The 12,698-nt window shown below is 58.2% G+C and carries 11 protein-coding genes; 3 read left to right on the top strand and 8 right to left on the bottom strand.

What is annotated here, in order from left to right; all coding sequences use genetic code 11:
* Nucleotides 1-11 precede the first annotated feature (11 nt).
* Entirely contained in the window at nt 12-959 is a 948-nt protein-coding gene (locus VFQ24_01935) for an alpha/beta fold hydrolase (protein HET9177098.1), read from the bottom strand.
* A gap of 146 nt (nt 960-1,105) precedes the next feature.
* Between VFQ24_01935 and VFQ24_01930 the strand changes: the two genes are divergently transcribed.
* Nucleotides 1,106-2,086, top strand: coding sequence for a GNAT family N-acetyltransferase (locus VFQ24_01930; protein ID HET9177097.1), 981 nt, complete (start codon nt 1,106-1,108; stop codon nt 2,084-2,086).
* A 15-nt stretch (nt 2,087-2,101) separates the two neighbouring features.
* Here VFQ24_01930 and nrdR read toward each other — a convergent pair whose 3' ends face one another.
* The 6 genes from nrdR to VFQ24_01900 all read right to left on the bottom strand — a co-directional run bounded on the left by nrdR (nt 2,102) and on the right by VFQ24_01900 (nt 7,577).
* Entirely contained in the window at nt 2,102-2,563 is a 462-nt protein-coding gene (nrdR, locus tag VFQ24_01925) for a transcriptional regulator NrdR (protein HET9177096.1), read from the bottom strand.
* An 86-nt stretch (nt 2,564-2,649) separates the two neighbouring features.
* On the bottom strand, nt 2,650-3,729 hold the full coding sequence (locus VFQ24_01920; protein HET9177095.1) for a lysylphosphatidylglycerol synthase transmembrane domain-containing protein: 1,080 nt from the start codon (nt 3,727-3,729) through the stop codon (nt 2,650-2,652).
* Between the two features lie 205 nt (nt 3,730-3,934).
* The gene (locus VFQ24_01915) at nt 3,935-5,275 is read right to left on the bottom strand and encodes an LssY C-terminal domain-containing protein (GenBank protein ID HET9177094.1); all 1,341 of its coding nucleotides are present in this window, start codon (nt 5,273-5,275) and stop codon (nt 3,935-3,937) included.
* A 117-nt stretch (nt 5,276-5,392) separates the two neighbouring features.
* Nucleotides 5,393-6,355 (bottom strand): phosphoesterase, encoded by a 963-nt coding sequence (locus VFQ24_01910; GenBank protein ID HET9177093.1) that lies wholly within the window; start codon nt 6,353-6,355, stop codon nt 5,393-5,395.
* A gap of 183 nt (nt 6,356-6,538) precedes the next feature.
* The gene (locus tag VFQ24_01905) at nt 6,539-6,964 is read right to left on the bottom strand and encodes a hypothetical protein (GenBank protein HET9177092.1); all 426 of its coding nucleotides are present in this window, start codon (nt 6,962-6,964) and stop codon (nt 6,539-6,541) included.
* A gap of 406 nt (nt 6,965-7,370) precedes the next feature.
* Nucleotides 7,371-7,577: a hypothetical protein gene (locus VFQ24_01900; GenBank protein HET9177091.1), complete on the bottom strand. Its 207-nt coding sequence runs from the start codon at nt 7,575-7,577 to the stop codon at nt 7,371-7,373.
* A gap of 504 nt (nt 7,578-8,081) precedes the next feature.
* On the opposite strand from VFQ24_01900, the gene VFQ24_01895 reads away from it, so the two are divergent.
* The gene (locus tag VFQ24_01895; protein HET9177090.1) at nt 8,082-8,834 is read left to right on the top strand and encodes an MBL fold metallo-hydrolase; all 753 of its coding nucleotides are present in this window, start codon (nt 8,082-8,084) and stop codon (nt 8,832-8,834) included.
* A 96-nt stretch (nt 8,835-8,930) separates the two neighbouring features.
* On the opposite strand, the gene VFQ24_01890 is transcribed toward VFQ24_01895, so the two are convergent.
* Nucleotides 8,931-10,787, bottom strand: coding sequence for a long-chain fatty acid--CoA ligase (locus VFQ24_01890; protein HET9177089.1), 1,857 nt, complete (start codon nt 10,785-10,787; stop codon nt 8,931-8,933).
* Nucleotides 10,788-10,996: 209 nt separating this feature from the next.
* On the opposite strand from VFQ24_01890, the gene hutU reads away from it, so the two are divergent.
* Nucleotides 10,997-12,631: a urocanate hydratase gene (gene hutU, locus VFQ24_01885; protein ID HET9177088.1), complete on the top strand. Its 1,635-nt coding sequence runs from the start codon at nt 10,997-10,999 to the stop codon at nt 12,629-12,631.
* Nucleotides 12,632-12,698: the final 67 nt, after the last annotated feature.

Here is a 12,698-nt window from a genome sequence, read left to right as displayed (position 1 = left end):
CTATTTTATGTCTATTCAGATCGTAGCGGGAGATTTTGCAGAAAGAAGTTGAGGACCTGGTCCTCGTACTCCTTCCGTTCAGGCGCGGAGGGAGCATCCGCCTGGCTGTGAGGCAGAATCACCAGACGCTTCGGCTGCGGGGCTTCGTCGTAGAGCCGGCGGGTTGCCGTCTGAAGCATAGGAGCATCGTCGGAGGCCAGAAAGAGTTTCGGTTTCCCGGCCAGCCGGGAGAGGCCGGACTGGATGCCGGCACCGGCAGCGCCAATATTTAATGAATGGAATTCCCCATCGGAAATCAGCCGGAAAAGCCACCCGGCGCCGCCCACCAGCCCGTCCAGGCGAACATCAAATAACTGCACGGGCCGGCTGTAGACTCCATCCATCGCCAGTGCGGCAACGGCGGGGTCGCGTTCACCGGCGGCTAGTGCGGCATAAGCGCCGAGCGAAACGCCAAAAATCCCGACCTGACGAGGGTCAATGCCCTGTAGGCGCCCTACTCTCGAGATGGCGGCTCGAAGAACGGAAGCTTCGCGGGGGCCGAGATTTGAGAGGTAGCCCGCCCCCCGGGAACCGTCAAAGTTGAACAGATAAACATTGAAATGGTTGGCTTGGAGGACCGTTCCCAGTGAGAGCAGGGCTGAGCGATTGGAGCCATAACCGTGGCAGAGAAAGATGACCGGAGCGCCTCTCAAACCGATCAGCAGCCAGCCTTCGTGCTCGTTCCCGGCGGCGTCGGTGAAGTTCACATTCTGGTAGCTTGAAAGCAGGTAAGAAGCGGGCGTCACGTTTTCAACGCTGTCGTTCGCCGTCGTAATGTGATAGGTCAGGAATGCCCCGGCTCCAACCAGCACCACCAGGATCCCGGCCGCCACCACCAACACGCTGGTGGCGAATCTCCGGCACAGCCTCGACAGCTTGCGCGCGCGGGAACCCGTCGGTTTGATTTCTTGCGTCGCCATCTCAAATTCACTGACCGGCCAGGGAGGGGCGGGCGGAGGCGAACTCCGCCGCACCCTTCAGCATTCATCTCGGCCCCGGCAGGCGCCACGATCTGGGCTATACTGAACTAGCCTTTGCACCACTTTACAGGAGGGCCGCGGGAGTCTTGGTTTCCAGGATTGTGGATGTCCGGAAATTGCGAGTAGCGCAGTTCCAGCCGCTTCTACAGGTCGAGTCCAGGGCCTGGCTGGAAGACCTTCACTGGGACTACTCGTCCTCATCCGCACTTGTCGCCTCGTACCTGCAAGAAAAGCGATTGTTGGGATTTGCCCTGCTCGAAGGGGATGTGGCGCAAGCCTATTGCCTCTATTTCCGTGAGGGTTCGAAAGGGCTTATCGGCACGCTTTTCGCGTTACCGGGTAATTCCCCGTCCGACGCCGCGATAAACCTGCTGGACAAAGCCGTCGACGCGCTCGTTGGGTTTGATGATGTCCGCCGCATTGAGGCCCAACTGCCGCATTTCAGTTTTGACCAGATCGGCCCTTACTTCCGTTCCAGGGCTTTCCAGAGTTATCTTCGCCAGTTTATGGCTTTTCGTTTAGGGATAACTGCTGGGAGCCGCCAGAGATCTGATCTCCCGAATGGCCTTCGGCGAGAGAACGAAGCTCCCGGCGATTTTGTTTTCCACCCCTGGGAGCGCAAGCATGACCGCGAAGCGTCGCAACTGCTCCACCGCGTCTATCAGAACCATATCGATGCAGCGGTAAATGACCAGTATTGCAGCATTGCGGGGACCACCCATCTGGTGGAGAGTATCGTCAGGAACCGTGGCTGCGGTGATTACCTGCCGCAGGCTTCGATTGCGGCCGTCCACCGTTCGACGGGAAAACTGGCCGGCATACTCGGTCTGACCGCCGTGCGACCCGGGACGGCCCACATTCCCCAGATTGCCGTTGCCACCGGCTATCAGGGTATCGGCCTGGGCAGCACCATGCTTCGCATTGCTTTCGAGAAATTGGCCCGTGGCGGTTTTTCAGAGGTTTCGCTGACGGTTACAGCGCTCAACAGCGGCGCGGCAAGGCTTTATGAGCGGATGGGATTTCGCACGTTCAGGGAGTTCGGGGCGTTTGTCTGGAACCGCACCTGACATCAGCGCCGAGCTTCAACTCGTTTTCGCCTTCAGCAGTTCCTGGAGTTCGTCCATGAACTCCCGCACGTCCTTGAAGTCCAGGTAAACCGACGCGAAGCGGACGTACGCCACCTTGTCCAGCTTCCGTAACCGGTCCATCACCATCCCGCCAAGTTCGGAACTCGGCCGTTCGCGGTCCGGAGACTCGGCGACATAGGACTCCGCCTCATCGACAATCTCTTCCAGCGTGCTCATGGGGACCGGGCGCTTCTCGCACGCCTTCAGCAGGCCACCCAGGATTTTCTGGCGGTCGAACTTTTCGCGGCTGCCGTCTTTTTTAACCACCATGTACGGAATCTCGTCAATTCGCTCGTACGTGGTGAACCTGCGGCCGCACTTCATGCACTCGCGCCGGCGGCGAATGGTGTCCGCAACTTTGCCCGTCCGGGAATCAACCACCTTGTCTTCAATGTAACCGCAGAAAGGGCATCGCATAATTCGATTTGTGATGGGCACGGCCCGCCGATTCACTGGGCCTGCCCGGTCCCCCTCCCGAACGCTGAGGATTTTGATGCGGGCCGCTACTGGGCTTCCTCAACAGCAGTCTCCTGCTCCATCTCTTCTTCCTGGGTGATGGCTTCTAGGTGCTTGAAACTGAGGCCCTCGTGGACTAGCAAGCCCAGGCTGACCAGCAGCACGGGAACCGACATCATAAGCCAAAGCAGGATGGAGGCTCCAGTGGAAACATCGGCAGGCATGGCAAAAATTTCTGTCAGGGCCAGGACAATCCCTACCTGATACCCCCCGCCAATACCCGGAAACTGCACCACCAGCCCCAGCGAGGCGCAAAAGAGCACCAGCGCCGCCGCCAGCCATGCAAAGTCGCTGAGAGTGCCGCCCAGGCTCCTGAGAGTCAGCCAAAAAACGGTGGCATTGGTGCCCCACAGCAGAACGGAAAGCACCACACTGCCCGCAAAATCAGGCAGGCTCCTCACTACAAGTAAACCCTCAGCAAACGAGCGGAGGAAGTGTTGAACGTGCCTTTGAATCGGACGGGGCAGAAACTGGGTCCTTCGCATCACCCAATCCATCCATGCCTGGGTTTTCAGCCGATAAGCCACCAGTCCCGCCACCATGGCCGCTGTGACCGCCAGCATGACGTCACCGGCTTTGTGCATCACCGAGAGCACATTCTTGCCGGCGGTGCTCATCCCTGCCGGGACCAGGTAAAGGACCACCGCAAACAGCACCACCAGGCATATCGTGTCGCAAATCCGCTCCATAAGCCAGACCGCAACCATCGAGGTGATGGGCAGTGACTCCTTCTTGGCGATGTAGGCAGGACGCACAAATTCTCCCGGACGCCCCACCAGATAAATGGAGCTGAAACCCAGCATCTGCCCCACAAACAGCACCCATAGCGAACCCTTCTTGATGGGGTGCATCAGGAACTGCCATCGCAGCGCGCGGATCAGGTACGTGGCGTAAACCCCAACCAGGGACAGCAACAATAGATCCGGGCGGGCGCTGACGAGGGAGGCCCACAGGCGTTTCCAGTCAAAGTGCCGCCATTCAGGGTTGTGGCGGAGATTGTAGAAGATCAGGGCCAGAATGATGGTGCTGATACCCAGCCAGATCCAATGTCGTCGGTTTTTCTTCACGAAACACTCAATTCCTGGAACCTGCACGTCAAACTATCGGAACGACGGTTCGGAGTCAAGCAACAAGCCAGGCGCATGACAGCCCGCGCATGCGACGTCACTGTCGAGTCCGGCTCTCAGCGGTCCGGGGAAGTGCTGCCGGTGTGCAACCCAGCATGATCAAATAGCTCGTCCGTTCAGCGATTTGACCTTGCCTGCCCGGAGATCACACCGCCGAGGCCCCGGATGACGCCTTCAGTTCGACGATCAGGAGCCTTCCGTCACTCTCCCATTTGCCGCCGGTCGCCGTCAATCCCGCCCGGGCGGGATTAGAGACGCTCACGAGTTCTTCAGCAGCGACCAGCCCGGTCATTCCAAGGTCCGCGCCCACCTTGGCCCGTTCCAGATCGACGTTCGGATCAACTGAATGCGAAATCACGCCCGGCCGCACATCAAACCCGTTGTCATGGTCCGCAACCACCAGCCACATTTGCCGCCCGTCCGGCGCCAGCGCAGGGGCTTTCCAGATGCGCAAATGGTGGCGATGCGTAAAAGTGTTCAGCATCTTTTCAAAGGCCATATCTTCCGCGCGCCCGTACATATAAAGCGTCGACATCGGAGCGGCATCGTAACCTTTCCCCTTGATGACCGCCTCAAAAGTCTTCCACAGGGAATTTGCATCCTGGTCCTGGGCCGCCGTCCAGCCCGCCTTCGCAAATGCCTGTTTGACTTCCTGCAGGCTTCCAATCAGCACCAGGTTGGTTGGTCCGCCCTCGTCGCCCTTTTTGCTTTTCACGCGCCGTGGCGCCTGCGCCAGCAGTTGCATCACAGAATCCTCCAGGTTGGCAGGAATCTGACGGGCAAATTCCGGCTTGAAATGGCCGGAAACCTCCAGCGGCTTGTCCAGGACCACAGCAAATTCGGTTCCGGCAACATAGTTGATCGAGGTGTCGGGATTCCCGAACCATGTCCCCCCGCCCTGCTGGGCCGGTTGCGCCCCGCCTGTTTTTTTCTGCATTTTTTCCAGTGCCGAGTTGAGCAACGTGACCGGCAATTCGCTGGCAAGAAGGCCCTGAATGGTGCCGTCAGGCAGCACCTTTTCCCTTGCGTTATCGACATCGCTGACGTGGCAGGCGATTGGAATGGCGGACTGCCCCGGCAGGACCAACGAATCAAATTCCAGAAGCATCGAAGCCCGGTCGGTGGGGCTGGAACTCGGGACCAGCCTCGCCACTCGTCCCTTTGCAACAGAACCCACTGGAATGGCGATTTCTCCATTGATTTCCACTGCCCGCTCAACCTCCGCCTCCACGGCTTCATTTAAATGGGAAGAAGTGGTGCTGATAGGGGTCTTCAGCCGAAGGAAAAGCTCCGTCTTTGCGGGGACCGTATTGACCTGACCCGCCGGGGCGGCGGCGAGCGTTCCGGTGGCTTCCTGGCCGCCGGGTTGCGCGCCCTGTCCCGCAGCAAGGGCAGCAGAAGCCAGCAGTAAAAAGACGATGATTGCCGCGATGGGCCGCCAGTGGCCTCTGACGCCTGGCTTCGGGGAAGCATTCTTCAATTCCATTCGAGACTGAAAAAGCGCACGGTCCAGCATCACGGCACCTGTTCCGGGGGCATCCCTCCACCCGCGGCACGGGACGCAAATTCCGGCTGGGCCGGCCGCGAAGATAACAGATCTATTTTACTGGAGAGAGGAGCGAAGTTCCTGAACGATCTCCATGGCGATGGCGCGCCCCCGGTCGAGATCGCCTGGAGGCAGGGAGATTGCGGCGACCTTGGCGTGGCCGCCCCCGCCGAACCTCTCGCAGATGGTGGCGAGGTTTGCGGTCTTCGGCGTTGGATTCCAGGGATTGCTTCCCACAGCAATCTTGATCCGTTCCTTGCTGCGGCTTAGCGCCACGTTATAAACCGATTCAGGAAAGAGGTAATAAGGGATGAATTTGTTAAAACCTTCGAAGCTCTGGTCGGAAAGGTCGATGAACGCAACTCCTTCGCTGGGCACGGCACGCTCGCGGATGACATCAATTGTCCGGAGGTGCTGATCGTAAAGGCGCTCGAACGCCTGCCGAACGCGGGGCATGGCGGCAATCTCGCCAAGCGATTTTGAGAGCAGCTCGGGAATAAGTCCGGCGACAAAATCGTCGGAGGGCGCCCCTTCGATCACCAGTGTGATCTGCGTGGCAGGATCACGCATCTCGACGGCCGTCTTGGGGTCAGGATACTGCGCCCCGTCAATGATATCGGCCCAGTGAACAACCTCATCGAGGTCCGGCGCGCAGAAATTGAACTTGGTCGCCCCGATGTGAGCGATGAACTTTGTGCAGGAGCGGAAGGACGGGTCGTAGAACTTCTTTCCGCTACGGTCCTGCTCGAAGTGCCTGGCGTCCGCAGGAGTAAGGAACGCGCTCTGATGATGATCAAACCACCAGGTCATGCGCGGCGAGCTGGAGTATTTGAAATCGACGATGACGTTTTCATCTCCGTCAAACATCTCCTCGTCGAAAAGCTGGCCCGCGCGATGGAAAAGTCCCTGATAGAGAAATTGCGCGCCGGGATTTACGAGTTCGCGATAAAAACGCGAGAACACCGCTGCCGAACAGGCGCCGTCAAAACACCGATTGTGAAAACAAACGCGGACCTTCATTGTTTTTGTCTGCGCTTCCGGCACCCCAAGCCAGAGAGCCGCAGGTCATTCCGTAGAATTTGCTAAATTGCTCTGCTGAAGGCTAATTGTCAAGAGAAAATAAGACCGGACGCGGCAAAGCTGCAAATGGACGCCGCCTCTCTTTCCGCGAACACGCTCGCCGCGACGCCCGAGAGGGCTGTTTCAACTCTCTGCCTGCTGCCTTGCAAAGTTTCCAATCATCGGCGCACTGTACCACTCGCCGTTGTAGGCCTTATACGTCAATGTAATAACCAAACTAAAAAACGATATTGTAAATGTAATCCAGATAAATCCACTCGCCACCCACCCCAGCACGGGTACCAGTCCAAGAATCGAAGTCACAATCCGCAACGCGATGGCCACCGCAATCCCCGCAAGCCAGAGAAAAGCTGCCTGAAAAGCATGGAAGCGAACAAAGCGGTTTCTGTTGTAAGGACCGACCAGCAGGAAAAAGATCGGCGCAACCGGCCATAAAATATAGCAGAGCAGGCCCGCTACATTGAAGTCAATTCCTGGTAGGTCAAAGCCGGACGGCGCCGTCTGATTTGCGCTGATCCCCGCGCCCGCGGCTTCCGCTGTCGCCCTCACGGGTGATCCGCACGAACTGCAATACACCGCATCAGCCGATAACGCTGCTCCGCATTTTGCACAGGCTGCCGTAATTTGCCACTTCCCCCTTCCCAAAGTCACGGAGAAAAACCACATAGATGCGAGCTCGCGATTCCATGGATGTATGAGGGTCGCCAATCCGAAATCTTATTCTTAACATACTCTCCAGAATCGCACAACGAACCTGTCGCCAGATTCCAAGGTTCCCCTGGCGATGTGCCCGGCCACGAGCACGCTCAGGCCTGGAAAGGCCGGATACTGTCCGCTGTCGGGATTTATTCAAAGGAAGTGCTACATGAGGAACGAATTGGATAGGTGGCACGGAATGCGTGAAAATAAAACCAACAACCAAGCACGGGCGGCTTCTGGCGCCGTCACGCCCGTTTCACGCGCCAGGACCTGAACGCTCCGCCAGAACACGGTTCGGTTGAGCCTGGTCGGGCTGTCTTCGCTGAACCCGACCGTTGGCGTCGTCGGACGCGAAAAACTTGTCGATCGCCAGCCACGTCAGCAACGCAACCGGAAAGTAAAGGGCCACGAGGAACGCCAGAAGCTCATAAATCCGTTGCATTCCGGGAGTCAGCATAAACATGCGGCACCGTTTTCAAAATCCTGACATCATACTTCGAGTCCATTCCACCACCGTTGCTTGAAACGCGCCATAGCACTCAGGTACTACAACCAACAGATGCTCCATGCGCGAACCTTCCGCGCGCACGCCGATCGGAATTCCCAACCCTGAATCGGCAGATTCAAAGGCAGAGATGATCTTAGTCAGGCTGGAGTATTTTCTACTTCGGGCACCGCGTCGCAGGTTATGCGGCCCGATGTTGCGGCTGGGACTCGCACCCGGGTTGCTGCGGGGCAGTCTGGCCCTAGAGGCCCAAGCTTCTCAAGTGGCCTTGATGCTCACTGAACAAGCAGCGGGAGACAAATCTCAAAATCGGATAATAGCCCGTGATCTGTGCGATATTACCGGATCGCATCCGTACATCTCTAAAGTGTGAGAATATAGCTGCTCGTTACAATTCAAGGTATCATAGCGGCTAATGTACAGAACTGGGAAGGTCCGCGACAAACCCATGAGGAGGGAACCATGGCCAAGATAGCGGAGATTACTCCGAACGTCTACCGAATCTCCATCTACGCCCAATGGGCTGATCTGCAATTCAATCACTTCCTGGTGAAGGATGATGAACCGATGCTGTTTCACACCGGTCTGCGCGGTATGCACGCGGAAATGCGTGAGGCGGTCTCCAAACTCATCACCGTATCGGACCTGCGCCACATCGGCTTCAGCCACTTCGAATCTGACGAGTGCGGGTCTCTGAATGAATGGCTCGCGGATGCACCCAAAGCCGACGTGATCTGCAGTCAGGTGGGCGCGCTCGTCAGCGTAAACGACTTCATCGGCAGAGAGGCGCGAGCGCTGGCCGACGGCGAAAGCTTTACCACCGGCAAATTCCGCTTCCGCTACTGCCAGACACCCCATTTGCCCCACGGCTGGGACGCGGGCTTACTTTTCGAGGAGACTGAGAAGATGCTGCTCTGCTCAGACCTCTTCCACCAGACCGGCGACGTCGAGCCGATCACATCCCATGACGTCGTCGGCCGCTCATATGAAGCAATGAAAGCCTATCAGGCAGGCATTTTGGCGGACTACGTTCCGTACACCGCGCTTACCGGGAAGAACCTCAGAAAGCTGGCTGCCCTGCAACCCAAAACCCTCGCCATTATGCATGGGTCGAGCTTCACAGGCGACTGCGCCGGCGCTCTCGATGACCTGCACGCCGCGTATCGCGAAGTCTTCGGCAGGGACAACCAGACCGTGCAAGCTGGTAGCGTTTAGCGCGGCGATGCACGATGCTGACGGGAGGTAAGGCGCCGGGAATCTTCGGCCCATCGGCAGACACTCCGCCTTAAGTTGTTGAGAGAGTGCTATCACCTACTTGGGCGGGACTTCCTGCATCGCGGACAGACGGCGTGAAAACATTTCTTCGATCAGGTCGCGGTATCGCTCTTCAACCACCGGACGCTTTACCTTCAGCGTGGCTGAAAGCTCGCCGGCGGCGATCGTGAGTTCATTCGGGAGCAGCGCAATCTGGCGAATGCGCTCGTGAGGCGGCAGGTGTTTGCAGGCTTCATCCACCTGCCCTTGCAAGAAGGTTTGGACCCGTTTATTCCTCACCAGCTCTTCGCGTCCGGCAATAGCAATCCCCTGCTCTCTTGCGTAGGCTTCGAGCGCGGTAAAGTTGGGGACGATCAACGATCCTACAAACTTCCTTGCGTCGCCCAGCACCACCAGTTGCGCCACGTAGCGGTGCCCCTGAAAAAGGTTCTCCAGCTTTTCCGGTGAAACATACTTGCCGCCGGAAGTTTTAAACAGGTTTTTTTTGCGCCCTGTGATGGAAAGAAATCCTTCCGGGTCCAAGAAGCCCAGGTCCCCCGTGTGAAACCATCCACCGGCGAAGGCTTCACCGTTCGGCTCAACCTGATGATAGTATCCCGGCGTCACATTGGGCCCGCGAACCAGAATTTCACGTCCGCTGTGGCCCTCCGAATCTTCCGTCTCCTCACCCAGCCTGACTTCCACTCCGGGAACCGCTCGTCCCACGGTGCCCAGCTTCACAGCCCCCGGATGATTAACGGCGATCACGGGGGAAGTTTCCGTCAGGCCGTAGCCTTCATAAATCGGGATACCGATGGAGAAGAAAAACTCCGCCAGATCCTTGCTCAGCGGCGCGGCGCCAGAAATCAACAGCCGCAACCGCCCGCCCATCTGCGAGCGGATCTTGGAATAAACGATTTTGTCCGCGAGCCGGCGCTCCAAGCCCAGCCCCAGCGGCGCGGCACGGCCGGCAAGACGGTATGGAAACCACTCCCGGCCCGTGCGCAGGGCCCACCCAAACAATCTCTGCCTGGAAGGCGGAAGGTGGCGAACCTCTTCCATCACCTTTTCGCGAATTTTCTCCACGAGCCGCGGAACAACGGCCATCAGAGTGGGCCGCACTTCGCGCAGATTCTGCGGCAAAGAGTCAATGTTTTCTGCGTACGCAATCGAAACACCCTGCGCCATATAGTAAAAGTCAATCATCCGCTCAAAGATGTGGGCCAGCGGAAGGAAAGCCATGCTGGTGTCGCCCGGGTGGAAATCAAACAAGCGGTCACAGGCCTGAATGTTTGAGGCAATATTGGCGTGCGTGAGCACGACGCCTTTGAACATTCCCGTAGTCCCCGAGGTATATACGACAGTTGCAACGTCCCCAGGTTGCGCGCGAAGCGCCTGCTCCTTCAGAAATTTCACTGCTTCTGCTCCGGCCTCGCTTCCCCGTCCGACCAGTTCCTTCCAGCAGAGGACGCCGGCGGATTCTCCCGGTCCGCAATCCATGGCCACCACAAATTTCAATTCCGGCACGGCGGCCCGCACAGCCAGGACCTTTTTGAGCTGTTCGCGGGTCGAAACAACAATACATTTTGAGCCGGAGTCACGAAGGATAAACTCCACGTCGTCTTTCAGCAGCGTGGAATAAAGCGGAACGGTTACGGCCCCAAGCCCCAGCACGGCGTAATCGGTGAGGGCCCATTCCAGGCGGTTTTCAGAGAGTAAAGCGACGCGGTCGCCGGCGCCGACCCCCATTTCATCAAACACGACCGCCAGCGCCGCAACCTTCAACTGCACGTCCCGCGAAGAGGTCCCACGGTAGCAGCCTTCCGTTTTGGTCAGGAAGGCGTCGGGCTTGTGATGCTTCTCCATCGCCTGGAGAAACAATTCGTTGATCGTTCTAAACGATTTCGATTCCATGTGCCCCCATGCCCGTAATTTTGCGGAAGACGGCAGGCCAAGAGAATTTTAGCACAGAGCTTCCGGCCCTCCCGCTCCGGCAGCAAATAGCGATGAAGGCAGTTCATGAAAACACGCTGGCTGGCAGCGCTAAGTTATCGGCCAGCCTGCGGGGGCTTGCTTTCTCTCCGCGATGTTATCAGCTAAGATTCAGCAGGAGACTCGTCACAATGGGGCACCCGACATCCGGCCTTGGGAATCAGGACGGCCCGCCAGGCAAGGGCATGCAACGGGTCCGTTCGCCGCGCGGCACGGGGCTCAACTGCCGGGGCTGGCATCAGGAAGCCGCTCTGCGCCTGCTGATGAATTCGCTCGATCCAGATGTCGCCGAGCACCCCAGCGAACTGATAGCCAACAGAGCCACTGGGAAAGTTCTGCGCAACTGGGAAAGCTATCAGGCAACCGTGGAAGCTCTGAAGACCCTCGAGAATGATGAAACGCTTCTGGTTCAATCAGGGCGGCCGATTGGGGTCGTTGAGACGCGGCAAGATGCGCCCCGCGTCATCATCGCTAACACAATGGAGGGCCACTGGCCCACACCCGACAAACCCGATCAGATCGAGCAGCGCGGCGTTCCTGGCCTCGGAGCAGCAGATCCGGGAAGTTGGACCTACGTGGGGACGCAGCAAAATCTGCCAATTGCCTTTCAAGTTTTCGATGCCATCGCCCGGAAGCGCTTCGACAACGAACTTGCAGGAAAGCTGATCGTTTCAGGCGGAATGGGCGCGGCGGGAGGGGCCTTGCCGCTTGCTGCCGTGATGCTCGGGGCCGCATTTCTCGGCATTGAGGTGGATGGAGAACGCATTCGCCGCCGTATCCGCTCGGGATATTGCGATTACTGCGTCAATACCCTGGATGAAGCACTGCGAATCCTTAAGAACGCCGTGCGGCAGAAACAGGGCGTCTCCGTTGGGCTGGTGGGAAATTGCTCCGACGTTATCCCGGAACTCGCCAGCAGGGGTGTTCTGCCGGACATTTTAACCGACCAGACCAGCGCCCACGATCTCCAGAACGGATATGTCCCGTCTGGCCTCAATCCTGATGATGCGGGCACACTGCGGCGCGAGAATCCGCAGGATTATATATCTCGCTCCCGCGATTCGATCATCCGGCACTTTGAAGGGATGCTGGCGCTCCAGAAGCTCGGTTCTATCGTTTTCGAATTCGGAAATAATCTTGGCGGCGCAGCCGAACAGTGCGGAGTGCCGGGCGCCGCTTCGGCGTTTCCGGACTTTGCTGAGACCTATCTTCAACCGCTGCTTTCAGCCGGCTTGGCTCCCATTCGATGGGTGGCCCTGTCCGGCGAACCGGGAGATATCCGCCGGTTCGATGAGCTGGCGCTCGAACTTTTCCCCGATGATTTCTCGCTGGCGCGATGGATTCAATTGGCTCGACAGCACGTTCGGTTCCAGGGCCTGCCGGCGCGGGTCTGTTGGATGGGCCAGGAGACGCGCGTCCAGATGGCCGTACGTCTGAACAGCTTCATAGCAGATGGAGGCATCAAGGCGCCATTCGCCATCGCCTTTGAACAGGCGATAACCAATCATCAAATTTCAACCCGAGCACAGCCGGACAGGGTTGAAGCCAAGTGGAATTCGCCCGGCGACTGGCCAGCCATGGAAGCGCTTGTGGATGCGGCATCAGGGACAAGCTGGGCGTCATTACGATTTGGATCGAGCCACAGCCAGGCAACCATTGCGCTCGTCGCCGAAGGGATGCCGAATACCGCAGGTTCCCTCGCGCGCGCTTTAAAAAACGACTATGCGCTCGATTTCATCCGCCTCGCCACACCGCGCCGCCGATAACCGCCTGATGCAACTGGCCGCACCGGATTCAGAACCTATGCCTGACAGGCCGTGAGCCTCTAACTAC

The organism is Terriglobia bacterium (assembly GCA_035712365.1).
In the GTDB taxonomy this organism is placed as follows: domain Bacteria; phylum Acidobacteriota; class Terriglobia; order UBA7540; family UBA7540; genus SCRD01.
Note: the sequence above shows the minus strand (reverse complement) of the source record. Positions and strands in the feature narration are given on the sequence as shown.